Source organism: Amycolatopsis decaplanina DSM 44594 (assembly GCF_000342005.1).
In the GTDB taxonomy this organism is placed as follows: Bacteria; Actinomycetota; Actinomycetes; order Mycobacteriales; family Pseudonocardiaceae; genus Amycolatopsis; species Amycolatopsis decaplanina.
Genome location: NZ_AOHO01000019.1, coordinates 56,625 through 81,507, shown reverse-complemented (window position 1 = coordinate 81,507; position 24,883 = coordinate 56,625). Strand labels below are relative to the sequence as shown.

Below are 24,883 nucleotides of genomic sequence, written 5' to 3'. Positions count from 1 at the left end.
GTGGCGAGAAAAGACGGCAGGAACGACGACCAGCTTCGCGACATCAAGATCACCCGCGGCTTCCAGCGGTGGCCCGCGGGCTCGGTGTTGATCGAATTCGGCGACACCCGGGTGCTGTGCGCGGCGAGCGTCACCGAAGGCGTCCCCCGCTGGCGGGCCGGTTCCGGCCTCGGCTGGGTCACCGCCGAGTACGCGATGCTGCCGTCGGCGACCAACACCCGCGGCGACCGCGAATCCATCAAGGGCCGCGTCGGCGGCCGCACACACGAGATCTCCCGGCTGATCGGCCGGTCCCTGCGCGCCTGCATCGACCTGGCGGCGCTGGGGGAGAACACGATCGTCATCGACTGTGACGTCATCCAGGCCGACGGCGGTACCCGTACGGCCGCGGTGACCGGCGGCTATGTCGCGCTCGCCGACGCCGTCACCTGGCTCGGCGCCGCGGGCCGCCTGGCCGACCCGCAGCCGCTTTCGTCTTCGGTGGCCGCGGTGAGCGTGGGCGTCGTCGACGGCCGGGTGCGTCTCGACCTGCCTTATGAAGAGGACTCGCGCGCGGAGGTCGACATGAACGTCGTCGCCACCGACGCGGGCACGCTGATCGAGGTGCAGGGCACCGGCGAGGGTGCCACCTTCGCGCGGTCTACTTTGGACACCATGCTGGACGTGGCGCTCGCGGGCTGCGAGGAGCTGACCCGCTTGCAGACCGAAGCCCTCGCGCTGCCGTATCCCGGCGAACTCCCCGAGCCGCGTCCGGACAAGAAGAAGGGCGCCAAGTGACCAAGCTGCTCCTCGCCACCCGCAACGCGAAGAAGCTCGGTGAACTCCGGCGCATCCTGGTGGCGGAGGGGATCGAAGGTGTCGAGGTCATCGGCCTCGCCGACGTCCCCGAGTTCCCCGAAGCACCCGAGACCGCTCCGGACTTCGAGGGCAACGCGCTCGCGAAGGCCCAGGACGCGGCCGCCGCGACCGGTCTCCCGGCCATCGCCGACGATTCGGGTATCGCCGTCGACGCGCTCAACGGCATGCCGGGCGTGCTTTCGGCGCGCTGGTCGGGCAAACACGGCGACGACGAGGCGAACCTGGACCTCGTGCTGGCGCAGCTGTCCGACACACCCGACGAGCGCAGGGGCGCGGCTTTCGTCTGTGCGGCCGCGTTGGTCATCCCCGGTGGCGACGAAACCGTGGTGCGCGGGGAATGGCGCGGCTCGCTGATCCGGGAACGCCGTGGTGCCAACGGATTCGGCTACGACCCGATCTTCGTGCCGGAGGGTGGGACGCGGACTTCCGCCGAGCTGGAACCGTCCGAAAAGGACGAAGCTTCGCACCGGGGGAAGGCGTTGCGCGCGTTGGCAGGGGAACTCAGGAACTTGGTGGGTTGAGTCTCGTGAGTGGTAAGGACGGTTAGAACCGTCATTACCACTCACGAGGCTTTATGCCAGGGAGAGGTCCCGGAGCAGTTTCGCGACGTGCCCGGTGGCGCGCACGTTGTACTGTGCCACGGCGATCTTGCCTTCGGGGTCGACGACGAACGTCGAGCGGATGACGCCTTCGTAGACCTTGCCGTAGTTCTTCTTTTCGCCGAAGGCGCTGTACGCCTTGAGGACGGTCTTCTCCGTGTCGGACAGCAGCGGGAACGTCAGCCCTTCCGCCTCGACGAACTTCGCGAGCTTCGCGGGCTTGTCCGGCGAGATGCCGAGCACCTGGTAGCCGGCGTCGTTGAGCTGCGCGAGGCTGTCCCGGAAGTCGCAAGCCTGCTTCGTGCAGCCCGGCGTGCCGGCGCTCGGGTAGAAGTACACGACGACCGACTTGCCGTGGAAGTCGCTGAGCTTGACGTCGTTGCCCTCACTGTCGGGGAGGGTGAAGTCGGGCGCTTTGTCGCCGGGGGAGAGTCGCTGCTCGGTCATGACGCACACGGTAGCGAATCGGCGGGGTCAGACCTTCCCGCAGTACTTCGCGGCGACAGGCTCCGAAGTGCTCGGTCGCACTTGAAGGCGCAGCCTCACCGGCCTGTCCGGAACGGCGAACGCCAGGTTCAGGTGGACCGACCGGCCGGGCGCCACGTCCTTGCCGGCGTCCGCGACGCCGTTGTAGCCCTGCACCGGGTCGACGACCTGTTTGACCGCGGAGGTCTCTCCGTCGACCTCACCCGTCACGGACAGGCCGGAGAGCCGGTAGGTGCCCTCGCCCGCGTTCGTCACCTCGATGCCGAAGGCCACCGCGCGCGGGCTCTGCGGGTACGCCGACGCGCTGGGGCGGAACGATTTCGGAGCGGACACGGAGATCGTGACCCCGGTCGCGAACCGGTGCGGGGCGCCGAACGCGAGGTCGCCTTCCGTGTGCGTCGCGGCCAGGCCCTGGGCCGGGGTGTCCGCACCGAGCATCGCTGCCCCTTTTTCCGGTGCCGGAACCCCGCACGCGGCCGCCAGCAGCAACGAGCAGGCGGCGATCAAGAGCTTCGGGGTGCGCGGGGGCGCCATGTGCGGTTACTCCAGTCGGAGGTGCGGGTGGGCCGTTCGAGGTAGTCATCAGTGCCGAAGTGTCCAGAGTGACGGTCTTCCCCGGCCGAGAGGAGCGGCGCGGCCGGGTTGACGCGCACCTGGTGTACACCCGTGGCCGATCCGTGATCGGAAGGGCACGGCTAGTGACAGCCGTCACCTCGATGGCACACCGGAGACGGTCAGACGGCGAAGGCGAAGAACAGGATGAAGATCGCCAGACCGGACACCCAGGCCACGATCAGCCAGCCGAAATCGCGCATCGGATCGACCGCCCGGCTCTCCTCGCCCGGAACGTAGACGCCGCGCTCTTCGAACCAGTCCGCCCACCGGGTCAGCCAGCGAAAGGGGCTTCGAGACGCCATGGTTGTCACAGTACGGGCATGGGCCGGCCGAGTCAGCCAGGGAGAGGTCGCCCGAAAGGGCGGACCGTACGTACCAGTTATCGCCCACTAGGCCCTTTTGTCCAACTAATTCGCCCGTCAGGCTGTCAGGATGGCGCTGGGAATAGATATCTACAGTCGCTTTCAGTCCGTTACCAATTGGCAGGCTGTCAAGGATCACGGAGTGACGTTCGTCTTCGTCAAGCTCACCGACGGCGGTGGCTTGCCGAACGGCGGCCGCAACACCGGCGACGCCTTGGTGGCCGGAGCGAGATCCGTGGGGATCCCAGTGGGCGGTTACCACTTCGCCCAGGCAAGTCCCTCGCCCGAGGCTCAGGCCGACGTGTTCGTCGCGGAGGTCCGGCGGCTCGGGGCGACCGGATGTGTTCCGATGCTCGATCTCGAGGACAACCCGCCGGGTTCGGGGACGCCGAACATCCCCGACGGGCGCAAGCGGGACTTCTCGATCAGGTTCTGCGGTCGCGTCGCCGGACATGGGTTCCGGCCCGGTGTCTACCTGAACAATGCTCTAGCCAAGATGCTGCGCCCGGACCAATTCGGCGTGCCGGACCTGGTCATCTGGATCGCGCGCTACGGGGCCAAACCCGACGCCGCCGCGGGTCGCTACGACGTGCACCAGTACTCGGATTCGGGCCAGGTCCCCGGTATCCGCGCGAGCGGTGTCGACCTCAACGAGTCCTACACGAACGCCCACTTGACCGGCGGCGGCGCCGCCCCGAAACGGAAGGCGACGACAGAACTCATGGAACGCAGGACCATTCCGGCCAGTCCCTCGACCACGTCCGTGCGGCTCTTCCTCTCCGGCAGCGAGACGGCCGCGATCATCGTCCGTCCGCGTGTCGACGGGGACGGCGTCACCGACGCGCCCGTGTGGCAGGGCAACATCTACGCCTGGGGCAGCGACAAGGTCGGTGTCGGCGGGAATCCCCTGCAGACGCCCGGCTTCGATCCGAAGACGGTTTCGCACCGGCGGTACCACCTGCCGGGCGCGGTGTGGGTCGACTTCGAGTACAGCTCGAACGTGGAGTTCGAGATCGACATCGTCGGCTGAGCCGGGCTCGGAAGTCCGTGAAGGCCTCCTTCCCTACTTTGAAGGTAGGGAAGGAGGCCTTCACGGACTTTGGGGTTGTGGCACGATGATCAGGTGACGAATTTCCTGAAGGGCGATGCCGCGTAGGGCGCCCGCTCGGGTCCGGCAAGAGTTGCCGCAGCGTTGCCCGACCGAATCAGGTGAAGGCTTCTCGCCCGCGCTCGCTGCCGGGATCGCCCCTCTCGAACGTTCCCGGAGCTACCTCGGTCCCGGTGCGACCTGGACCGCTCTCCGTCTCTGGAGAGAGTTCGCCGCGGACCCGTACCGGCGGCTTCGGGTCGAAACCGAGGGCTGTGGCGTGTGGGAAAGCTGCGGCGATCCCTGGGAGGCGAGGAAAATGCTCGAGGGCGTGCTTCTCGCCCTCCCCCTGCGGGTCGCGAAGGAGCTGCGGGGGCACATCGACGACGAGTGGTGATCCTTCACCGGCCAGGGGCCGCGTCCCGGATGGCGTCCACGATGAACTGGTACCCCGTGCACCGGCACAGGTTCCCCGAGAGCCCCTGCCGGATCTCGGCGTCCGTCGGATCCGGGTTCTCCTTCAGCAACTCCATCGCCGTCGCCAGCATCCCGGGCGTGCAGAAACCGCACTGCAGCCCGTGGTGCTTCCGGAACGACTCCTGCAGCGGATGCAGTTCGCCATCCGCCGCCAGTCCCTCGACGGTGACGATTTCCGACCCGTCCACCTGCGCCGCCAGCAGGCAGCACGAACGCGCGGTCGCGCCGTCGAGGGTGATCGTGCACGAGCCGCAGACGCCGTGTTCGCAGCCGACGTGCACCCCGGTGAAGCCCAGGTCGTGGCGCAGGAAGTCGGCCAGCGTCCGCCGCGGTTCGCAGCCGGCGCGATAGGTCCGGCCGTTCACCGTCAGGGTGACCGTGATCATGCGCTCTCCTTCGCTCGCGTGATCGCCCGCCGGGTGAGGACGGCGGCCATCTCCCGTCGATACCCGGCCGGGGCGTGGAGGTCGCCGGGCGGATCGGTCTCCGTGGCGACGAGCTCCGCGGCAAGAGCGATGGCGTCGTCCGTCAAGGGGCCGCCGGCGAGTGACTTTTCGGCGGTGAGGGGCCGGATCGGCGTCGGGCCGGCACCCGCGACGGCGATCCGCGCGGATTCGCAGACGTCGCCGGACATCGTCACGGTCACGAAGACGGCGACCAGCGCGAGATCGCGGCTTCGCCTGCTCAGTTCCTCGACCGCCCAGCCGCCTCGATGCGGCGGCACCGAAATCCGGGTCAGCAGTTCGCCGGGGGCCAACGCCGTTCGATGCGGGCCGAGGAAGAAGTCCCGGGCGGCGACGATCCGTTCGCCGTCCGGTCCGTGGACGGTGAAGCCGGCGTCGAGCGCGACCATCACCGCGGGCAGTTCCGCGGCCGGATCGGCGTGCGCGAGACTGCCGCCGATCGTGCCCCGGTTCCGGATGGCCACGTGCCCCACGTAGCCGAGTGCCTCGGCGAGCAGCGGCACTTCGGACCGGACGACGGCGGACGTCTCGGCAAAGCGGTGCCGGGTGAGCGCCCCGATCTCCAGCCGCCCGTTCTCCTCGCGCAGGAAGGAAAGCTCGTCGACGCGGTTGATGTCGACCACCAGCGAGGGCCGCGCCTGACGCAGGTTCAGCAACGGCACCAGGCTCTGTCCGCCTGCCAGCACCCGGGCGTCCGGAGTGCCCAGCGCTTCGACGGCCTCGTCGAGTGATGAAGCCCGGAAATATTCGAACGGCGCGGCCTTCACCGGGCAGCTCCCCGTTTCAGCGCGGCAAGCAGCCGTGGCGGCGTGATCGGCAGCGAAGTGATGTCGACGTCGTATTCGCGCAGCGCGTCCTCGATCGCGTGCGCGATCGCCGCGCCGCCGCCGATCACACCCGCTTCCCCCATCCCCTTGAACCCACCGGGAACATGCTCGGCGGGCGTCGTCATATGCGACACGGAGAACGGCGGGATCTCGGTCGCCGTCGGCAGTAGATACCCGGTGAACGACGTGGTCGCCATCCGTCCGTCGGCGCCGTAGACCAGTTCCTCGTACAGCGCCCCGCCGATCGCCTGCGCCGCACCGCCGTGCAACTGCCCGTCCACGATCGTCGGATTGATGACGGTGCCGCAATCGTGCGCGATCAGATAATCCAGCAGCGTCACCACGCCGGTCTCCCTGTCGACTTCGGCGAGGACCGCGGTGCAACCGAAAGAGGTCGCGACGTTGACCGGATCGTAGACCTCGCGTTCCTCCAGCGTCGGCGTCTCGTCCTCGGGCCAGACGCCGTTCAGCCGCCGGTACGCCGCGTCGCCGATCGCGGCGAGGGTGACCTGCCTGCCAGGTACGCCTTTCACCGAAACGACACCGTCCTCAAGGGACAGATCGCCGGGGGAGGCCTCCAGCATGTGCCCGGCCACCCGCAGGATCTTCGCCCGCAGCCGGGCCGACGCGTTCAGCACGGCCGCGCCGCCGACAGCCGCGCCGCGGCTCGCCGCCGTGCCGTAGCCGGTGTATGGGCAGCTCTGGGTGTCCCCGGAGAGCACGGTGACATGGTCGAGCGGGACGCCGAGCGTATGCGCGGCCACCTGCGCCAGCGTCGTGTGGATGCCCTGTCCGATCGCGGACAGTCCGGTGTGGACGGTCACGTGGCCGGTCGAGTCGACCCGTACGACCTCCTCGTCGAACCCGGAGTGCCCCAATCCGGCCAGGTTGATGATCCTGCTCGGCCCGAACCCGGTCAGTTCGTTGTGGAACGCGTACCCGATACCGACGCCGTTTCCGCGACGTTCCGTCCAGCCCGCGTCTTCGACGGCCTTCAGGCAAAGATCCAGGCAGTCCTCGTAGCGGCCGCTGTCGTAGACGAACACCGGGCCCTGGTACGGGAACGCCTCCGGCGGGATGAAGTTCTTGCGCCGCACCGCGTGCGCGTCCATGCCGAGACGCTTCGCCAGCTGCTCCACCAGGTGTTCGTGCACGAAGTTCGCCTTCGGCAGCCCGTAACCGCGGAACGATCCGTACGGCGACCGGTTCGTCATCACGGCGACGAGGGTCAGTTCCGCGTTCGGGATGGCGTACGGCCCGGTCAGCAGGGCGGTCGTCGTCCAGCACGGGCTGGCGCCGACGGTCCCGAGCACGCCGCCGAGGACGCCGTACACGGTGGCGCGCAGACCGGTGATCGTGCCGTCGTCCTTGGCCGCGAGTTCGACGTCGATCTTCTGCTCGCGCGAGTGCGCGTTGGCGACGAAGCTCTCCGCGCGGTCCTCGATGAGCTTGACCGGTTTGCCGGTGCGTCGCGAGAGGATCGCCGCGACGACTTCCTCGGCGTAGAAGTCGAACTTGTTCCCGAAGCCGCCGCCGACGTCGGGCGTGCGTACGCGGATCCGGTCCATCGAGAGCCCGAAGACCTCGCCGAACAGTTCACGCGCGAGGTTGGGCGCCTGCGTGGCGAGCCAGACGTCGAGCCGGTCGGTGAACGGGTCCCAGGTCGCCACCACACCCCGCGTTTCGATCGGCGTGCCCATCTGGCGGGCGAACCGGAACGACTCGGTGAGCACGACGTCGGCTTCGGCGAACGCGGTGGCCACGTCACCCATCGGGATGGTCCCGGTGCCGGCGATGTTGTCCGGCCAGTCTTCATAAAGCTTCGGCGCGTCGTCCGCCAGCGCCTGTTCGAGTGTGCCGGCGGCGGGGAGTTCCTCGTACTCGACTTCGATCAGTTCCAGCGCGTCTTCGGCGGTCGCCCGGTCCTTCGCCGCGACGGCCGCGACACCTTGGCCGTGGTAGCGCACCTTGCCGATGGCCAGGGCGTGGGTTTCGGGCGTCCGCATGTCCGGCAGGTTCGACCAGATCACCGGTTGGGGTGTCTTCGTACTCGCCCGCACGTCTTCACCGGTGACCACGGCGAACACGCCGGGATGTGCTTCCGCCGCGGTGGTGTCGACGCGCAGGATCCGCGCGTGTGGCAGGGGACTGCGGAGGACAGCCGCTTCCAGCATCCCCGGCAGCCGCACGTCGTCGATGTACTGCGCCCGCCCTGTCAGCAGGCGGACGTCCTCCTGCCGGGTCACGCTCGCACCGATCAGCCCCATGGCCTCACTTTTCCGTACCGAGGGCCCCTCGCGCATCGTGCACACGGGTCATGGCCTCCCAGTCGGACACGGGGAGCCATTGCCGCTCCGGATCGAAGGGCCGGTAGGCGGAGCGGACGTGCTCGATCAGCAGCGGCAGCGTGGGATGCCGGTTGTCGTGCCGCCACAGCAGCGAAAACGGGTACACCGGTGTCGGGTCGACGAGCGGGATCTGGACGACGTCCGGATGCCAGGGCACGTGCATCTTCGCGCCGACGAAGCCCAGCCGGTCCTTCGACTCGCTGAGCACCTCGATGTGGTGTTCCAGTCCGAAGTTCGGGCCGTCGGTGTCGACCAGGATGCCGAACGCCGGGCACAGTTCGGCCCAGAACTCCGCCCATTCGCTGGCTCGCGCGTTGTAGGGCATCCAGGCCGTCAGTCCTTCGAGCTCCGCCATCGCCACCTTTCGCCGCCGTGCGAGCGGATGCTGCCGCCCGACCAGCAGGTTCGCCGGTTCCAGATAGGCGGGCGTGCGGCCGATCCCCGGGGACGGTTCGGTGCTGACGCGGGCGAACGCCGCATCGACGGACTCGGGCAGCATCGACCGGCGCACCGCGCCCAGCCCGGGCGTGACGAGTTCCAGTTCGTCGTCGTGGTCGGCATGGAAGGCGCGGATGACCTCCATGGTCGCCAGCCGCGTGCCGAGGACGTCGACGCGCAGGGGACGTCGCCTGCCCTGAAGACGCTCGACGGCTTGGTCGGCGAGGCTGATCAGCGCCCGAGCGTGCTTGAGGAACTCCTCGCCGTCTTCGGTCGGCTCGGCGCCTCCGCGCGTTCGCGACAGCAGCCGCACGCCGAGATCGGTCTCGAGCTTCGCGACGCGTTTGGAGACAGCCTGCTGGCTCATGTCCAGCCGGATCGCCGCCTCGCTGAAGTACCGGTCCTCGGCAACAGCGACGAACGCGCGCACCGCGCCCAAGTCCAGCTCCACTGTGCACTCCCTACAACCCTTGGTTGTCGCCGGCCGCGTGTCACTTGTCGGACAACGCCCGCGCGACTTGGGTCCAATCGCCGCGTCGGGCCGGGATCGTACAACCGAGGGGAGTGGCCGGTGGACTCCGAGGACGCCGTCCTCGAACTGAAGCGGACTTTGCCGGCGCACAAAGGACAAACGCCGGTCCGGGTGAAGCTCGCAGGGTCGTTGTACGCGCTCGACGACTACCTCGTCGTCAGTTCGATGCTCCTGGGTGAACAGAAGTCCATTCCCGGCATCACGCCGGGCCGGGCGTGACCCGGGCGTGGCGCAGCAGCCTGAGCTGACCGATCTCGGAGACGTTCTTCATCAGTTCGGAGTTCACCCAGGCGACTGTGTGGGCGAAGGTCAGCCCGGCCTCCTCGCCCCACGGGTAGGCGGAAGGTGCGTCCAGGTCGTCGTCGGCCAACCGGTCCAGCACGGCCAGCCATTCGTCGCGAAGGCCGCGCACCCATTCGATGGCGGACTCTTCGCCGGGCCAGGCGATTTTCTCGCGCTCGCGCGGAGTCCGCCCGTTCGCGTGGTCCAGCGCGACGCTCCACCACCAGCCGATGTGCCAGGTGAGCCAGGCGATCGTGGGGACCGGGATGGGATCCGGTTCGGTATCGGCCCAGTCAGGTGTGCCGTCCGGTCGTATCGTCCAGCAGAGAGCCGCTGGTTCCCAGAGGAAGTCCTCCGGCTCCAGATCGGCGAGGTGGTATTCGAACAACGACCAGGTCAGATCGAACTGCCAGCGCGTCAGTCCGGAACGCGATGCGGACACCCGCCGGATCCTCCCTTCGGGCATGGCGGCCGCAACCGGTTTACGGTGCGGACATGTGTCCTCATGTCGCGCAGCGGAACGGCCGGACGGCGACCGCCGAAGACCTGGCGCCCCTCGCCTTCGCCGGTTTCGCCCACTTCACGGCCATGCAAGTGCGTGACGGCCGGGTCCGCGGTCTCGACCTGCATCTGGACCGGCTCCGGACCGCCTCGCTGGAGCTGTTCGGCGACGCCCTGCCCGACGACCGGATCCGCTCGTACGTGCGCGAGGCGCTGAAGGCCGGTCCTGCCGACGTCTCCCTCACCGTGACGATCCATCTGCCGGGTGATCTCGAAGTCCTGGTGCGCACCCGGCCCCCGGCTTCGGGTCCGGCCGGGCCGCTGGCGCTGACGGCCGTCGACCACGAGCGCGTCCTGCCCGCCCTCAAGCACACCGGTGAGATGGCGAAGACCTACTTCCGGCGGCGGGCCGTCGACGAAGGTTTCGACGACGCGGCGTTCGTCGATCGCCGGGGCAGGCTGAGCGAGGCGACGATCTGGAACCTCGCCTTCTCCGACGGCGATACGGTGGTGTGGCCCGACGCCGCCCTGTTGGAGGGAACCACGATGGGCATCGTCCGGCGACGGCTGGGGGAGCTCGGTGTGCCGCAACGGGTCCAGGAGGTCACGCTCGCCGACCTGCCGGGACTGGCGGGCGCGGTGGTCATGAATTCGTGGACGCCGGGGATCGCGGTGCACCGGATCGGCCCGGCGCCGCTGCCGGATGCGCCGTCGTTCGTCGAGGCGCTGCACCGGGCTTACGAAACAGAACCTCTCACCCGACCTTGAAAGGAGAGACGCCACCGGGACGGTCGGGGCCGCGGTCTCCGAAGCGCTCACCGCACGCGGGCACACCGTGCACCCCGCTTCCCGCTCAACGCCGTCAGCCCCGGTTGGGTGAGCGAAACGCTCGGCGAGCCGGGCGGACGCTGACACCGTAAGTCGGTTGACCGTGCTGCCAAAGTGGGCAGTCGTGACCACTCATGACAAGGACAGACAGGAATTCCTCCGGCTGGCCGGGCTCGCGACGCCGATGGCGCTGCGGGTCGCGGTGACACTGGGACTGCCGGACCGGCTGTCCGGCGAAGGCGCGGCCGCCGTCGACCTGGCGGCGGAACTCGGCCAATCCCCGCTGGCGCTCGATCTGCTTCTGGGGCATCTGACCACGCTCGGTGTCCTCGAACGGACATCGACCGGCTATCGCACCACCGAGTACGGAGCGAAACTCCGCGCCGACGCGGGAAACGGTCTCGCCGGACTCCTGGACATGAACGCGGCCGGCGGGCGGGGCGAACTGGCGTTCGTCGAACTCGCGCACAGCATCGCCACCGGCCAGGCGGGCTACATTCGCCGCTACGGCAAGGACTTCTGGGCCGATCTCGCCGAGAATCCCCATCTGCGGGAGACATTCGACCGGCAGATGACCCAGCGGTTCCTGACGCAGGTACCGAGGTTCGTCGCCGGGTTCGACTGGTCCCGGTTCGGCACGCTCGTCGATGTCGGCGGGGGTCACGGCAGCCTGCTCGCCGCGATCCTGAAGGCCAACCCCTCGATGCGCGGCCATCTCGTCGATCTCGCGCCCACCGCGGCGGTCGCCGAGAAGGAGATGCGCGAGCAGGGGCTCGAAGACCGGGCCGAGGTGACCGCGGGCAGCTTCTTCGACCCGCTCCCGGGCGGGGCGGACGCCTATCTGCTGTCCGACATCCTCCACGACTGGGACGACGAGCACGCCCATCGCGTCCTGGCCCGCTGCGCCGAGGCGGCCCACCCCGCGGGCCGGGTCCTCGTCATCGAGGCGGTCGGCGGACTCGGGGCGCAGACCGAGTGGGACCTGGTCATGCTCGTGCTTTATGGCGGCCGCGAGCGGCGCCTCGACGAACTCCGTGAGCTCGCCGCCGCACACGGCCTGGTCTTCGACTCGGTCACCACGCTGACCGAACAGCGCAGTCTGCTGGAATTCCGGCTCCAAGATATTCCTTGACAAGAATATTCTCTCAGATGAATACTTCTGGGCATGGAGCAGATCGCAGCAGTACTGGGAGACGGAGCGAGGTGGCGCATCGTCGAGCTTCTCGCCGAGCGGCCCCGGTCCGTCGGTGAGCTCGCCGAGCTGACCGGCCTGCGGCAACCGCAGACCACCAAGCACCTGCAGACCCTCGCCCGCGTCGGTCTCGTGACGGTGTTCCCGCTCGGGCAGCGTCGCGTCTACGCGATCGAAGCGGCGCCGCTGAAGGACTTCGAAGAACGGCTGCGGGCGCTGATCACGACGATCGAGGCGAACGAGGGCGAGCGAGATGTCCTCACGCGCTATCAGGCCGCGATCGGCGCGGACACCGCGGCCGCGGATCAGGATCGGTGGGCGGACGGACGGTCCTTTTCGTTCGATCGGCTGCTCGCCGCGCCGCGGAACGACGTCTGGCGGCACTGGACCGAACCCGCGCTGCTCGCGTCCTGGTGGGCGCCGCCTTCGATGACCGTCACCGACTGCGTCATCGAGCCGTGGACCGGCGGACGGGCCGTGCTCGACTACCGCGACGCGGAAGGGCGATACCGCTCCGCGGGCAAGGTCCGTGCCGCGACCGAACACGAACACCTCGAGTTCGATCTCTCGGTGCTCGACGCCGCGGGGGACATCTTCTTCACCGGTCACTACGACCTGAAGTTCACCGAGGCGCCGGGCGGGACCCGGCTCCGGCTCGACCTGCGCGTCACCGAAACCACCGTCGAGGCCGTCCCCTTCATCGCCGGCATCGAAACCGGCTGGAGCCAGGTGCTCGACAACCTCGCAGCCCGACTCACTCAGGAAAAGGACTGAACGACATGACGAACCAGACCGGCCGCCGCGTCACCGCGAACATCAGCCTCACCCTGGACGGCCACTACAGCGGCCCCGGCGGCCCTGGCGACATGGGCGCGATCGTTTCGTACGCCACCACCGACATCGCCCGCGCCCACCTCGCCCGTATCCACGAGAAGGCGACCACCGCGGTGCTCGGCAGACTGAACGCCGAGGGCTTCCTGGGCTTCTGGCCGACCATCGCCGCCGACGAGAACGCCGACCCCCGCGACCGCGCCTACGCGAAGTGGCTGACCGATGCGGAAAAGGTGGTCTTCTCGACGACCCTGACCGAAGCGCCCTGGGACCGCGCCCGCGTCGTGAACGCACCGGCCGCCGACGTCATCGCGGACCTGAAGGCGAACGGGGAAGGCGACATTCTGGTCAACAGCAGCGCCAGCGTCATCAAGGCCCTGCTCGCCGACGACCTGATCGACCGGCTGTACCTGATGATCTGCCCCGAGATCACCGGCGGCGGGCAGCGGCTGTTCGTCGACGGACTGCCGGCCTCGAAGTGGACGCTGGCTTACCAGGAGGTCGGGGAGCTGGGGGAGATGGCGCTGGTCTACGACCGCGCGCGCTGATCTTCGGGTCTCGTGAGTGGTAAGGACGGTTCTAACCGTCCTTACCACTCACGAGGTTGGGTGTCGGTGGGCCCGGAGAGACTCGAACTCTCACTGGCACGGACCTAAACCGTGTGCCTCTGCCAATTGGGCTACGGGCCCCAGTACTGCCCCGAAATCGTAGCGTGCGACACGATCGGCGTTTCTCGGCGTGGCCGGTGCCACCGCGAGGGGTGGCGTCCTCTAACGTGGGCTTCCAGCAAGTCCGTCGCGGCGAGGAGGACACGTGGCTCGCGATCCCGAGACCATCGAGCGTGAAATCGAGCAGGCCAGGAACGCGCTGGTCGCCACGCTCGACCAGCTGGGCACGAAGGCGAACCCCGCGAAGCTGGTGGATTCCGCGAAGACCGGTCTGCGCGCGAAGCTGGACGAGCCCAAGGTGAAATACCCGCTCATCGGCGGGGCGGTGCTGATCGGCGTGCTGCTGATCCGCAAACTCCTGAAGTAGGTCTCAGGAGGGCTGGGCCGCCTTGGCGGGTGTCTTGGCCGGCTCGGGCTTCTCCTTGGTCTTCGCCTCGTCGACGGCCTTCGGGAGTTCCTTGCCCTGGGGCACCGGGGGCTTGCCGCCGGTCTTCTCCTTGGCCTTGCCGTTCGCCGGCGGAGGAACCTCGAGCGGTTCGATCTCCGGAAGCGTGAGCCTCGCCGTCATGTAGGCGGCGGTGAACTCGAGCGCACTGCCGTTGAGCAGGTGCACCACGGTCGACCGTTCCGGCGGGGACAGTTTCTCGACCAGCTGGTCGGCCCGGTCCCGTGCCGCGATGATGCCCGGCGCGCGGCCGGTCAGTTCCTTGCCGGAGCCGCTGACCGTGACCTTCCAGTCGTCGTCCTCTTGGACGTACGACGCGGTGATCGGTTCGGTCATCCGCCTCACCCCTCTCCTCGCGAGCATGCGTCACTCAATGGACCTGGTCACGCCGCCGTCATGACGCCACTTTCGGGTGGTGGCGCCCCCTCCTGACGGAGGCCGCGAGTGTCCATCAGACTTTCTACAGTGTCATCGATACAGTAGGACAACTCTGTGTCACAAGACACTGGCGGCAATGTGCTCTGAGTGACGACCGAATGGCCTAATGCACGCGCATCTTCACAGTCGTTTCAGCGGGCCCTCGCGGACAGGCCCGACCAGAGCACGTCCATCGCGTATCCGGTCGCCGTTTCGGGGCTGACGTCCTCGTGTCGTTCGCACCAGATCGCGAGCCGTTCGCACGCGCCGACGACGAACTCCGCGGACGCTTCGGCGCGGAGGTCGTCGCCCGGGTCGAGGTAGTCACCCATCAGTGCGGCGATCAGGTCCGTCTGCTGGCGCCGGGTCTGCTCGATCTCCTCGGCTGCGCCGGTCCCGATCAGCGCCATCTCGTGGCGGAGCAGTGACCAGGCCTGGCGTCGTTCCCGGATGAAGACGAAGAAGGCGAGCAGTCCGCGTCGCAGCGCGTCCTCGGCGGACGTCGCGCCGACGGTCGCCCGTTCGGTGACTTCGCGCAGGGCCGCCCGTGATTGCTGGATGCAGGCGAGCAACAGCCCCTCTTTCGAGTTGAAGTACTCGTAGAGCATCGGTTTGGAGACCCCGACGCGCTCCGCGATGTCGTCCATCGACGCCGCGCTGTAGCCGCGTTCGGCGAAGACTTCCTCAGCGATTTCGATCATCTGCCGCATTCGCTCTGCTCGTGGCATGCGTTTGCGCTTCGCCGTGGTCACCACAACACTCTACCGAAGGTAACCTACTTCGAGTAAGGTGAACTCCCGGTAACAGGTAATGTGAACGAGAGGTCGGGTCATGGGCAACCGCACCGAGACCGGTGTCGTCATCGTCGGAACCGGCTTCTCCGGGCTGGGCATGGCCATTCAGCTGCGGAAAGAAGGCCGCGAGGACTTCGTCATCCTGGAGAAGGCCGACGACGTGGGCGGCACCTGGCGGGACAACACCTACCCCGGCTGCGCCTGCGACATCCCCTCGCATATGTACTCGTTCTCGTTCGAGCAGAACCCCGGCTGGTCCCGCGCGTACTCGCCGCAGCCGGAGATCTGGCAGTACATGCGCGACGTCACCGCGAAGTACGACCTGCACCGCTTCATCCGCTTCGGCCAGGAGATGACCGGCGCCCGTTGGGACGCCGACGAGAACCGCTGGCACGTCGCGTCGAAGTCGGGCGACGAGTTCGTCGCGCCCGCGCTGGTCGCCGGGGTCGGGGCGCTGCACCTGCCGCAGATCCCGAAGCTGCCCGGTATCGAGCGTTTCCAAGGCCGGGCGTTCCACTCCGCGCAGTGGGAACACGACTTCGACCTCGCCGGCAAGCGGGTCGCCGTGGTCGGCACCGGCGCGAGCGCGATCCAGTTCGTGCCACAGATCGCGAAGGACGTCGCCGAGCTGACGCTCTTCCAGCGGACGCCGCCGTGGATCATGCCGAAGCCGGACCGCGAGATGCCGGAAGCGCTCCGGAAGACGTTCAGCTCGGTGCCGTTGCTGCAGCGCGCTTTCCGCAACGTCCTCTACTGGGGCCTCGAAGCCCGCGCGATCGGCTTCAACGGGCAGCCGTGGGTGATGAAGATCGGCCAGCGCATCGCGCAGCGCAACATCTTCAAGAGCGTCAAGGATCCCGAGCTGCGCCGGAAGCTGACGCCGGACTACACCATGGGCTGCAAGCGGGTCCTGGTCTCCAACGACTACTACCCGGCGCTCGCGCGGGACAACGTCGACGTCGTCACCGACGGCGTGAAGGAGGTCCGCGAGCACAGCGTCGTCGACGGCGCCGGCGTCGAGCACGAGGTCGACGCGATCATCTACGGCACCGGATTCCACGTCACGGACGCCTTCGACGACCTGGAGATCATCGGCCGCGACGGGCGCAACCTCGGCAAGGAGTGGTCGACCGAGGGGATGCGGACCTACCAGGGCATCACCGTGTCCGGGTTCCCGAACCTGTTCTTCCTGCTCGGCCCGAACACCGGGCTGGGGCACAACTCCGTGGTGTTCATGATCGAGGCGCAGATCTCCTACGTCGCACAGGCACTGCGCCTCGCCCGCGGCAAGGCACTCGACCCGCGGCCGGAGGCGCAGGAGCGGTTCAACGGCGAAATCCAGCGCAAACTCGCCAAGGGCATCTGGACCCAGGGCGGCTGCAAGAGCTGGTACCTCGACGCGAAGGGCGTCAACCGCACGATCTGGCCGGGCTTCACCTGGCGGTACTGGCTGGACACCCGCAAGGTGCGCCGCGAGGATTACGAGCTCCTCGGCTGAGGAAGTACGTGAAGGCCCCCTTCATTGCGCTAGGCGCAATGAAGGGGGCCTTCACGTACAAAGGGGAGGGTCCGTGAAAGCCAAGATGGGGGCATGGCCTTCACGGACCGGGGGACGCCGCGCTCATGAGGGGTTGAGCCGGCGAAGCCTTCCGACGAGATCGACGGTGGGGATGCCGCAGAGTTCGGCCATCCGTTCCAGCGCCGCGAAGTCGAGGTGGACCTCGGTGGAGCCGTTGTCACTCGACCGTTTGAGCCGGTCGTCCGCCCACCGCCGCAGGGGGAGCAGCTCCTCCTGGTCGTCCTTGATCACCAGGCGCAGGTCGATCCGGACCCGGCCCGGTTCGTCCACGAACACCCGGCGATGCACCTTGGCCAGCAGATCCTGCGGCAGCTCGTCCATCGCGACGCACAGTTCGACCAGCCGCACCACGGAACAGTGCCGGGTGCCCAGCTCGTAGGTCGCCAGCGTCTGGAGCGAGATCTCGCTCTGCAGATGCTGGTTCAGTTCCTTGCGTGTCCAGCCACGTTTACGGCGGAGCTTGCGGAGCTCGTCTCCGAGTATCCGCTGATAGCTCTCAGCGTCGATCAGCACTCCCCATCCCCTGCCTTGCCCACCTTCTCCACCGCTCGCCCCATGTGACAAAACCCGGGACGAGCGCGCTCACGTGTATGAAAGTCGGCAGGGCCGCCGCTCTTACGCGGTTTCGGGGGTGCTTTTCCTATCGATTTTGAGCTACTGGGCCGAATGGGTGAATAAGGGAGTGTGGAGGGGCGTTTCGGTGGACGTCATGGTTCGCCCGGGCGGACCTGGGTTTGTCCACGACGCCCCAGCCTGCTCGCCAGGAAGGATCGACTTCCGCGCGAAGGAGGAGCCTGTCAGTTGACGCAGGGCACGCCTTCGGCGGTGATCGGCTTCTCGTCGGACTGCTCGGGAGGGGGCGCCGCGGCCGACGAACCGGCCGCGTTCTGCGAGGAACCGGCGCCTTCGGCACCGCTCGGCGCCTTGAAGTCCGAGCCGAGGAAGACCATCACGTGCCCGGCCTCGACGCTCTTGTCCTCTTGGACGGTCGGGTTGCCGCCGAGTTCGTCGGCGACCGCCTGGCCCGCCGCCTTCTCGCCCTTGGCGACCCAGACCACCGTCTTCTTGCGCGCGCTCGCCGTGGCCGTGTCGCCCGCGGTGAAGCCCTTGTCGACGAGCTGCTTCAGCACCGCCGAGGCCAGCCCGTCCCGGTTCGTGGAATTGCGGACGTCGACCGTGGTCGCCTTGTTGGGGGACTCGGCGGGCGGTGCCTGCTGTTGTTCGCCGGGCTGCGGGCCCGCGAGCCCCTGGACGAAGTTCTTGACCTGCTTCGGGTCCACCTGGATGGCGACGCCGTCGTTCGGGGTCTTGTACTCGATGTTGACGATCGGGATCGTCCGGAACTCGAGCTGACCGCCGGTCAGGCTCTTCATCTGCTGAGCGAAGCCGAAGACGTCCCAGTTCTGGTTGAGCACGACCGACTTCTTGATGGCCGTGATCAGGTCGTTGAGCTTGCCAGGGTTCGCGAGCGTGCCCGCCGAGAGCACCTTCCGCGCCATCCCGGCCATGAACACCTGCTGCCGGACGACCCGGTCGAGGTCGCCGCGCGGCAGCCCGTGCCGCTGCCGGACGAAGCCGAGCGCCTCGACACCGGAGATGGTGTGCGGGCCCTTGGTGAACTTCGCGCCGGAGAACTGGTCGTCGACGTCGTCGTTGAGGCAGACGTCGACCCCGCCGATGGCCTGCGTGATCTCGCTGAAGCCCAGCAGGTTGATGGCGGCGTAGTTGTCGATCGTCGAGCCGGTCAGCTGCTCGACCGTCTTGATCAGGGTCTTCGCCCCGGCCTCATTGGCCTTCTGGTCGAGTTCCTTCGGGTCGGAGACGCCCTTCTCCTGCTGTTTCTTGCGCTCGTCGAGCATCGCGCGGGCGTAGGCCGAGTTGATCTTGTGCTTCCCGAAGCCGCCGGGGATGTCCACGTAGGAGTCACGCGGCAGCGAGATCGCGACGGCCTTGGAGCCGTCGTTCGGGATGTGCACGAAGATCAGCGAGTCGGTGTTCAGTTCGCCGTCGGCCTGTCCGGCGCGCAGCTGGGCCAGGACTTCCTTGGACAGCGGGTTGCCCTGCGCGTCCGTGCGGCTGTCGAGGCCGACGAGCAGGATGTCGCGGGCGCCGTCGGCGGGCTTCTCGCCTTCGTCCGCGCCGATGCCGACGTTGGCGAAGGTCAGGCCGTCCATCGCGGCCCACGCGTAGCCGGTCAAACCCATCACCAGCAGCGAGACGAGGCCGAGGGCGATCTTGGGCCCGCGGAACGGCCGTCGCGGGGCACGCCGTGGTTCAGGGCGCCGGGGCGGCCGGCCCGCGGCCTGGCGGGCGGGCGCCGGACGGGCTCCACGAGGCGGGGCCGGGCGGGAAGGAACGCGTCCGGGCGCGTCCTGCCTAGGCCGGGCGGGACGTCGGTCCCCTTGCCCATTCCGAGGCGGGTACTCCACGCGGTCTGCTCCTTCTGTTCGTTACCGGTTCGACGCTCTTCTCAAGGGACGCATGGTGCCTGTTGTGGGTTGTCGCAGGATTACACATCCCCCCGAAGATGTGGCACGCACCACCGGTTTACTCCCAATGGTACGGAGAATGCCTGGTCAGCGCCGTGTGGCTCAGGGAAGGACACGCCGGGCCGCACGGGCCGGGACCAGCGTGGCGGCCGCCGCGAGCATCGCGACGACGATCGTCGCGGCCGGAAGCGCGACGGAGGCGGCGCTCACCCGCAGCTCGACGAGGGCACTCATCAGCGGCGGCGCGCACGCGACCGCACAGACCAGCCAGGTCCCGGTCATCCGGCTGGTGCCGTTGCGCACGGTGTGCAGCAGGTACACCCCGAGCAGCAGGTTGACCAGGCTCTGGACCGGGCCGAACCGGATCCCGAGGAGATCGGCGTCGGCGGACGCGCCACCGAAGCGGGTGAGCGCGAACCCGAACACGCCGAGCATCGCGTACGCCATCCCGACCGTCGCCGCCGCGCGGCAGAACACCGCGGCGCGCAGGCCGGGCTCGTCGACCGCCCGCTGTCGCGGTCCCGAATGACGTTCGAACCACCAGAAGACGAGCACGGCGGGCACGGCCAGCAGGGCCAGCGCGAGCAGGACCCTCGGGCGGGCCAGCCAGCTGAGCCCGTCCACGAACGGACCCGGCAGGTAGACGACAGCCACGAGCAGCAGCATCGCGGACAGGAAGCCGAGGTACAGGCTCATCGGGGCGCGCAGGACGAGGCGCGCGGTGGCGGCGACCGCGGGACGTTCGCCGAGCCGGGCCAGCGGCCGCGCGACCAGGCCGAGGATCGCGAGCTGCACCAGGCCGAGCAGAAGCACACCCCACGGCGGACCCGACAACGCGGCCGGGGCGCCGGGGCCGCCGAGCAGCATCGGTCCTTCGCCGCGGACGGCGACCGCGAGGCCCAGGCCGGCGGCGCCGGTGAACGCCGTCGCCAGGAGGACACCGCGCGGCAGGCGGACACCGTCGGCGTGGGCGAACGCCAGTTGCTGGACGAACAGAGCGAGGAACAAGGTCTCCGCGTAGCGCGGGATGGCCGAGCCGGACCACTGCGCGGCGGCCTCGCCCGCCAGGGTCAGGGCCAGCAGCCCGGCGACGGAGGCGGTCCGCGTCCGGTGATACAGCGTCAGCAGCGACGGCGCGAGGACGACGGTCAGCAGGAACACGCCGAGCAGCCAGAGCGGATGCAGCGCGATCCGCATGACGGTGGCGTTCGTGCCCGCCGGGATCCCCAGCACCTCCAGCGCGAGAGGGACGACCAGCGCGACGACGGCGAAGATCAGCGCCGGGCGCAGCAGCGGGCTCGCGCGGTCGGCGAGGTACTGCGGGTAGCGGCCGCCGGTCGCGCGGATCGACCGCCAGCCCGCCTCGTTGATCCGGCCGACCGCGAAGAAGATGAGCGGACAGAGCTGGGCGAGCCAGGTGAACGGCCACAACGACCGCTCCGGCGCCCCCGCCCAGTGCGCGAGCGCGACGGCGGATTCGCCGAGCAGCATCAGCACGACACCGGCGACGCCGAGCAACGCCCATCGGCCGACCGGGACGACCGGTCGCGGCTCGCGGGGGAGCGTGACGGCGGCCCGGCGGTCGCGGACCCAGCCGCGGAGGCGGAACACCAGCAGCGCGCCGATCACCAGCACTCCGGCGATCATCGGGCCGAGCGGGTCGCCGCCGACCGGCGGCCCCCAGCGCTGATGCCAGGAGTTGAGCACGAGACCGGCGGTGTAGAGGGAGGCGACGACGTCGCAGGTGCCGCGTGAGTCCCTCGGGTTGACGACGCAGACGCGGTGCATGTCGGCCGCGAGCCGGTCGTCGAGCGAGGCCCTGGCCTCCTGGCCGAGCGGGTGTCCCTTGCGTTCGGCGTAGCGGAGGATGTCGTAGCCCAGGTCGTGGGCCTTGCAGGGGACCGCGTAGTCCCACTTCGTGTTGTCGTCGCCCCAAGGCGCCGAGCAGCCACCGTCGGTGTGGACGGCGCGCACGGTGCCGTCGCGTGCGGTCATCACCCCCGGGGTGATACCGCTGACCGCGGTGAAGTCGGCGGGCAGTTCGGCGATCACGTTCTCGATCGGGCCCGGCCGCACCAGCGCGTCGACCGCGTTCTGCGCGGCGAGGATGTCACCCTCAGGTGGGCCCTGGTCCGGCGGCGAGGCGGGTCGTGACGCGATCAGCCCGAACCCGAACACCAGCACCGTGACCAGCAGTAACCAGCCGGAAGTCGACCAGGGCCGCCTGATCCGGGCAGGACGAGCGTCGGCGTCGGCTGTCGCTGGCATGGCGTCAAGGGTGCCATCCGCCGATCGGGGCCGACATCCGGATAACCCCCGGGTTCACCCACCGGTTGTCCCTGAGGGCGGGGCTGAAAGACGCTTTCACCGCATGCGACGCGGTGAAGGGTCCCTTCGTCGCATGCGACGAGGTGAAGGACGCTTTCAGCCCTCGACGGCGGGCGGAGGTGCGGGCCGCTCCACGTCCTGGGCGAAGCGCACCTGGTTCCGGCCGTTCTCCTTGGCCACGTAGACGGCGGCGTCGGAGGCGTGCAGGAGTTCCTCCAGGGATTCACCGTGACGGGGGAACAGGGCCGCGCCGATGGAGGCGGTGCGGCCCGAGATGGTCACCCTGCTGCCCCTTTTGTCGGTAGTCACTATGTGCAGTTCGGCGATGGCACTGCGCACTCGCTCGGCGGCGAGTTTGGCCGCCGTTTCGTCGATATCCGGCAGGAGTACGAGGAATTCCTCGCCGCCGAACCGGCCGATGACGTCGGCGGGCCGGGTGACCTCGTCCAATTTCCGCGCCACATCGCGGAGGACGTCGTCGCCCGCCGGGTGTCCGTATGTGTCGTTAATCCACTTGAAGTGGTCGAGATCAATCATCAGAAGTGCCAGGTTGTCGTCCGATCGGGCAGTCCTTCCGAGCGCCCGATCGGCCGACTCCGACCATCCGCGCATGTTCAGAACACCGGTTTTCGGGTCCGTCCGCGCGTCGTTTTGCAGTTGGTCGATCTCGGCGAGGCGATTGAACACCACCGTCACCACGGCCATCACGATCACCATCGGCGGCATGATCAACAGCAGCACCGCGGTGACCGCGCCGAGGCCGATAGTGATGGCCTCCAGCAGGTTGTCCGCCGCGTTGCCGAGCACGGTCGACATCGACGGCCGCTTCGGCGAGCCGATCGCGAGGATGCCGCCGATGTAGGCGATCTGCACCGCTTCGAAGACCATCCCGGTGACGATCAGGGCACCGAACTCGCCGAGGGTTTCCCAGCCGGAAATCCGTCCCCATTCATGCGGTCCGAACGCGGCGAAGGTGAGCGACGCCAGTGTCACCGAAACGCCGTGGGTGACCGACGAGAACACGAAGTTGTGGGCGGGCCGCCGCGCGATGAACCAATGCTGGATTCGCACGATCGCGATGATGGAAAGCGTAAGTGAAAGCGGCAGGATGACCGCGGCCGGAAATGTCCATACCGCAGTGAGGTCGATGAGGAAGGTGCGGCTCCGGTCGCGCCGCCTTTCCTCTTGCCGCTGAGTGAGCTGAATATGCGCGGTGGCGCCGACGGCGAGAATCGCGAAACGAACCCAGTCCGTTCTTCCCGGATTCGTGGAATTCATCGTCGCGACGACCATGATCGCTATTCCGACGGCCTCCATCGCGAAAAGGAACGCGATGAATCGCTTCGGCCGCTGCCACAACGCCCACGCCCTGGGATCGTAGGGGTGGCGCACCGGCGGTCCGGCCTGATCACCTTCCGGGCTTGCCTGCCCGCGTTCGGTCACCGGTACACCGCTCTCCGCGGCGGCCGTCGTCGCGTCGTCAAGGTCGCCGGTGCCGTCACCGTGCTGGCGGCGGTCACCGGTCTCGGCTGGCAATTGCTACCTCTTTTCCGCGCGGAGGGCACGGCTGAGTAATCTCACCGGTACCGACTGATACACCGTTCGTATTCCACGGCCGGTATCATCCCATCGCATCAGTTGTCCGACACCGGCAAGGGTGCCCGCGAACACGGACCGGAGGTGGCAATCGTGTCCCGTGATTTCTGATCTTGGCGGCTGAATGTTTTTCGAGACGCGTCGCGGAAGGGGTGACGGATAGTGTCCAGTCGTGACTTCTGAGCCCGGACAAGGTATTAGTTCGCAGCAACGAGGTGGCCGGGAGGTGTCTGACAGTGTCGAGCCGTGACTTCTGATCGAGAGTCGTTTCTTTTCGCCCATGTGCCGAAGACCCTGGTGTCGAAGGCAGGAGTGCCGAAGCAGTGTCCCGTCGAACTTTCCGAGTACGAACCCACCGGGCGGCCGTGCCGCCCCAGGGGTCGTCCAGTGTGGATTCCTCATGACAGCAACGGTTCCGGGCTGGATCCGTTGATGTGTCCCCAGCTGAGCGCGACCAGTACGGCCAGCAGCAGGCCGATCACGCCTGCCAGCGCGATGGCCGAGGTCGCCGCCCCGAGCCGATCGGCGGCGAGCCCGCCGAGTCCCGCCCCTATTCCTTGAGCCACCCGCAACCCCGTGCGGTACACCCCACCCGCACCGCCCCGGAGCTCGTTCGGCACCCAGGTGATGAACGTCGCGCTCACCGTGATCAGGTACGCCCCCGCGGCACCCGCCGCGGCCAGCAGGAGTAACGCCGGGATCAATCCCGGTTTGAGCGCGAAGGCGATCAGCGCGACCATCGGTAGTGCCGCCAGCACGCCGAGCAGCTTCCGTCGTTGCTCCGCGGAGACGAACCGGGACAGCAGGAAGGCCCCGATCACGAACCCCAGTGGATCGGCTGCCAGCAGCCAGCCGACGGCCTGTTTGCCCACGCCCATCTCCGCGGCGAGCGGCGCGGCGAGTCCTTCGGGGACGACGGCCAGGCCGACCAGCCACGAGAACCAGACCAGCACCCGCAGGTGACGATTGCCGAAAACCTGCTTGACCGCGCCGAACCAGCTGCCGTTGCCGTCGGACGCCGCCGCCCGCCGGGAGACGGAGAAGCGGACCACGGCCGCGCTCAGCAGGAACGTCGCGGCGTCCAGCGCCAGTGCCCAGCTCGCCCCGACCTGCGACACCAGCAGACCGCCGCCCGCCAGGCCGAGCAGCATGGCGGTGTTGGTCGAGATGCCACGGATGTCCTGGCTCTTGAGGTAGAGGTCGTCGTCGGTGAACACCTCGCGGGTCAGCGCGTTCTGCGCCGCGTTGCCGGGAGCGTTCGCGAGCCGCGCCAGCACCACCAGCCCGCACAGCAGGGCGAGCGGGGCGCCGGGGATCGCCATGATCGCGATCAGCACGCCTTGGATCAGGGACGAGACGACGAGGACGGTGCGCCTCGGGAATCGGTCGGCCAGCTGGGAGAGGCCGAGACCGCCGGCCAGCGCGGGCAGGAAGGTCAGGGAGTAGACCACCGCGGAGAGCAGCGCGGAGCCTGTCCGGTCGTAGACGAGGATGGCCAAGGCGACGATGGTGAGCTGGTCCCCGATGAGGGACTGCACCTCGGCGAGCCAGAGCGCGCGGAACTCGCGGTTCGCCAGGGCGGCGGTCATCCGCGGCGCCGCGTTCATCTTCACTGCGTGACCACCTCCCCCCGATCGGGTGAACTTACTTCCCTCGCATTCTTGCCTGCCGTGTTAAGTGATCGACGAGGGAGTCACAGTTGTCGTCCCGCCGGACAACGTTCAGTATGCCTCTGGCTACAGGGAGACGAACAGAAGACAGGGCAATCCTTCCCCTGTTGGGCCGTTCGGGCTACGCCGTCTGACCGGTGGGTGACGTCGGCCTGACTCGCCCGCGGGTA

26 protein-coding genes and 1 tRNA gene are annotated in these 24,883 nt (G+C 68.4%); 11 read left to right on the top strand and 16 right to left on the bottom strand.

Going from position 1 to position 24,883, the window contains the following annotated elements; all coding sequences use genetic code 11:
* Nucleotides 1-777, top strand: a complete 777-nt coding sequence (gene rph / locus H074_RS01565) for a ribonuclease PH (RefSeq protein WP_039921258.1) — start codon at nucleotides 1-3, stop codon at nucleotides 775-777.
* On the top strand, nucleotides 774-1,379 hold the full coding sequence (gene rdgB, locus H074_RS01560) for an RdgB/HAM1 family non-canonical purine NTP pyrophosphatase (protein WP_007028254.1): 606 nt from the start codon (nucleotides 774-776) through the stop codon (nucleotides 1,377-1,379). Before rph ends, rdgB begins: the two co-directional genes overlap by 4 nt.
* A 51-nt stretch (nucleotides 1,380-1,430) precedes the next feature.
* On the opposite strand, the gene bcp is transcribed toward rdgB, so the two are convergent.
* The 3 genes from bcp to H074_RS01545 all read right to left on the bottom strand — a co-directional run bounded on the left by bcp (nucleotide 1,431) and on the right by H074_RS01545 (nucleotide 2,860).
* Entirely contained in the window at nucleotides 1,431-1,904 is a 474-nt protein-coding gene (gene bcp, locus H074_RS01555; protein WP_007028253.1) for a thioredoxin-dependent thiol peroxidase, read from the bottom strand.
* 27 nt (nucleotides 1,905-1,931) lie between these two features.
* Nucleotides 1,932-2,477, bottom strand: coding sequence for a hypothetical protein (locus H074_RS01550; protein ID WP_007028252.1), 546 nt, complete (start codon nucleotides 2,475-2,477; stop codon nucleotides 1,932-1,934).
* A 200-nt stretch (nucleotides 2,478-2,677) separates the two neighbouring features.
* Complete coding sequence (locus tag H074_RS01545) at nucleotides 2,678-2,860, bottom strand: hypothetical protein (protein ID WP_007028251.1); 183 nt, start codon at nucleotides 2,858-2,860, stop codon at nucleotides 2,678-2,680.
* A gap of 130 nt (nucleotides 2,861-2,990) precedes the next feature.
* Here H074_RS01545 and H074_RS01540 point away from each other — a divergent pair, with 130 nt between their 5' ends.
* Together H074_RS01540 and H074_RS01535 are read left to right on the top strand one after the other, a co-directional pair.
* The gene (locus H074_RS01540; protein ID WP_268744754.1) at nucleotides 2,991-3,950 is read left to right on the top strand and encodes a glycoside hydrolase family 25 protein; all 960 of its coding nucleotides are present in this window, start codon (nucleotides 2,991-2,993) and stop codon (nucleotides 3,948-3,950) included.
* Between the two features lie 115 nt (nucleotides 3,951-4,065).
* On the top strand, nucleotides 4,066-4,404 hold the full coding sequence (locus tag H074_RS01535) for a hypothetical protein (protein ID WP_039921203.1): 339 nt from the start codon (nucleotides 4,066-4,068) through the stop codon (nucleotides 4,402-4,404).
* Nucleotides 4,405-4,408: 4 nt separating this feature from the next.
* On the opposite strand, the gene H074_RS01530 is transcribed toward H074_RS01535, so the two are convergent.
* The 4 genes from H074_RS01530 to H074_RS01515 are packed head-to-tail and all read right to left on the bottom strand — an operon-like array spanning nucleotide 4,409 to nucleotide 9,012.
* Nucleotides 4,409-4,870 carry a (2Fe-2S)-binding protein gene (locus H074_RS01530; protein WP_007028248.1) on the bottom strand — a complete coding sequence of 154 codons (462 nt, stop codon included), beginning with the start codon at nucleotides 4,868-4,870 and terminating at the stop codon, nucleotides 4,409-4,411.
* Nucleotides 4,867-5,715, bottom strand: a complete 849-nt coding sequence (locus H074_RS01525; RefSeq protein ID WP_007028247.1) for an FAD binding domain-containing protein — start codon at nucleotides 5,713-5,715, stop codon at nucleotides 4,867-4,869. The genes H074_RS01530 and H074_RS01525 overlap by 4 nt, the downstream gene beginning before the upstream one ends.
* Nucleotides 5,712-8,042 (bottom strand): xanthine dehydrogenase family protein molybdopterin-binding subunit, encoded by a 2,331-nt coding sequence (locus H074_RS01520; RefSeq protein ID WP_007028246.1) that lies wholly within the window; start codon nucleotides 8,040-8,042, stop codon nucleotides 5,712-5,714. The genes H074_RS01525 and H074_RS01520 overlap by 4 nt, the downstream gene beginning before the upstream one ends.
* A 4-nt stretch (nucleotides 8,043-8,046) precedes the next feature.
* The gene (locus H074_RS01515; RefSeq protein WP_007028245.1) at nucleotides 8,047-9,012 is read right to left on the bottom strand and encodes a LysR family transcriptional regulator; all 966 of its coding nucleotides are present in this window, start codon (nucleotides 9,010-9,012) and stop codon (nucleotides 8,047-8,049) included.
* A 120-nt stretch (nucleotides 9,013-9,132) separates the two neighbouring features.
* Here H074_RS01515 and H074_RS01510 point away from each other — a divergent pair, with 120 nt between their 5' ends.
* Nucleotides 9,133-9,312: a hypothetical protein gene (locus H074_RS01510; RefSeq protein ID WP_007028244.1), complete on the top strand. Its 180-nt coding sequence runs from the start codon at nucleotides 9,133-9,135 to the stop codon at nucleotides 9,310-9,312.
* Here H074_RS01510 and H074_RS01505 read toward each other — a convergent pair.
* Nucleotides 9,293-9,817, bottom strand: a complete 525-nt coding sequence (locus H074_RS01505) for a DinB family protein (protein ID WP_007028243.1) — start codon at nucleotides 9,815-9,817, stop codon at nucleotides 9,293-9,295. The genes H074_RS01510 and H074_RS01505 overlap by 20 nt on opposite strands.
* Before the next feature lie 53 nt (nucleotides 9,818-9,870).
* On the opposite strand from H074_RS01505, the gene H074_RS01500 reads away from it, so the two are divergent.
* The 4 genes from H074_RS01500 (at nucleotide 9,871) to H074_RS01485 (ending at nucleotide 13,275) form a co-directional block, all read left to right on the top strand.
* The gene (locus H074_RS01500; protein WP_007028242.1) at nucleotides 9,871-10,644 is read left to right on the top strand and encodes an aminotransferase class IV family protein; all 774 of its coding nucleotides are present in this window, start codon (nucleotides 9,871-9,873) and stop codon (nucleotides 10,642-10,644) included.
* A gap of 184 nt (nucleotides 10,645-10,828) precedes the next feature.
* Nucleotides 10,829-11,836 (top strand): methyltransferase, encoded by a 1,008-nt coding sequence (locus H074_RS01495; protein ID WP_007028241.1) that lies wholly within the window; start codon nucleotides 10,829-10,831, stop codon nucleotides 11,834-11,836.
* A 33-nt stretch (nucleotides 11,837-11,869) separates the two neighbouring features.
* Complete coding sequence (locus H074_RS01490; RefSeq protein WP_007028240.1) at nucleotides 11,870-12,670, top strand: metalloregulator ArsR/SmtB family transcription factor; 801 nt, start codon at nucleotides 11,870-11,872, stop codon at nucleotides 12,668-12,670.
* Nucleotides 12,671-12,675: 5 nt separating this feature from the next.
* Nucleotides 12,676-13,275 (top strand): dihydrofolate reductase family protein, encoded by a 600-nt coding sequence (locus H074_RS01485; protein WP_007028239.1) that lies wholly within the window; start codon nucleotides 12,676-12,678, stop codon nucleotides 13,273-13,275.
* Between the two features lie 67 nt (nucleotides 13,276-13,342).
* Here the strand turns inward: H074_RS01485 and H074_RS01480 are convergent.
* Nucleotides 13,343-13,416: transfer RNA gene (locus H074_RS01480), tRNA-Leu, on the bottom strand.
* A gap of 124 nt (nucleotides 13,417-13,540) precedes the next feature.
* On the opposite strand from H074_RS01480, the gene H074_RS01475 reads away from it, so the two are divergent.
* On the top strand, nucleotides 13,541-13,762 hold the full coding sequence (locus H074_RS01475) for a DUF3618 domain-containing protein (protein ID WP_005165704.1): 222 nt from the start codon (nucleotides 13,541-13,543) through the stop codon (nucleotides 13,760-13,762).
* Between the two features lie 3 nt (nucleotides 13,763-13,765).
* Here the strand turns inward: H074_RS01475 and H074_RS01470 are convergent, their stop codons facing one another.
* Entirely contained in the window at nucleotides 13,766-14,176 is a 411-nt protein-coding gene (locus H074_RS01470) for a hypothetical protein (protein ID WP_007028238.1), read from the bottom strand.
* 233 nt (nucleotides 14,177-14,409) lie between these two features.
* Nucleotides 14,410-14,967 (bottom strand): TetR/AcrR family transcriptional regulator, encoded by a 558-nt coding sequence (locus H074_RS01465; protein WP_007028237.1) that lies wholly within the window; start codon nucleotides 14,965-14,967, stop codon nucleotides 14,410-14,412.
* Nucleotides 14,968-15,088: 121 nt separating this feature from the next.
* Between H074_RS01465 and H074_RS01460 the strand changes: the two genes are divergently transcribed.
* A complete protein-coding gene (locus tag H074_RS01460; RefSeq protein ID WP_007028236.1) occupies nucleotides 15,089-16,549 on the top strand; it encodes a flavin-containing monooxygenase in 1,461 nt (486 codons plus the stop codon).
* A gap of 123 nt (nucleotides 16,550-16,672) precedes the next feature.
* Here the strand turns inward: H074_RS01460 and H074_RS01455 are convergent, their stop codons facing one another.
* From H074_RS01455 to H074_RS01435, 5 genes are all read right to left on the bottom strand, one after another.
* Entirely contained in the window at nucleotides 16,673-17,143 is a 471-nt protein-coding gene (locus H074_RS01455; protein WP_007028235.1) for a helix-turn-helix domain-containing protein, read from the bottom strand.
* Nucleotides 17,144-17,427: 284 nt separating this feature from the next.
* Nucleotides 17,428-19,059: an LCP family protein gene (locus H074_RS01450; protein ID WP_085940867.1), complete on the bottom strand. Its 1,632-nt coding sequence runs from the start codon at nucleotides 19,057-19,059 to the stop codon at nucleotides 17,428-17,430.
* 162 nt (nucleotides 19,060-19,221) lie between these two features.
* Nucleotides 19,222-21,387: a phospholipase A2 gene (locus tag H074_RS01445; RefSeq protein ID WP_007028233.1), complete on the bottom strand. Its 2,166-nt coding sequence runs from the start codon at nucleotides 21,385-21,387 to the stop codon at nucleotides 19,222-19,224.
* Nucleotides 21,388-21,543: 156 nt separating this feature from the next.
* On the bottom strand, nucleotides 21,544-22,983 hold the full coding sequence (locus H074_RS01440; protein WP_007028232.1) for a GGDEF domain-containing protein: 1,440 nt from the start codon (nucleotides 22,981-22,983) through the stop codon (nucleotides 21,544-21,546).
* 458 nt (nucleotides 22,984-23,441) lie between these two features.
* Nucleotides 23,442-24,656, bottom strand: a complete 1,215-nt coding sequence (locus H074_RS01435) for an MFS transporter (RefSeq protein WP_007028231.1) — start codon at nucleotides 24,654-24,656, stop codon at nucleotides 23,442-23,444.
* Between the last annotated feature and the right edge of the window lie 227 nt (nucleotides 24,657-24,883).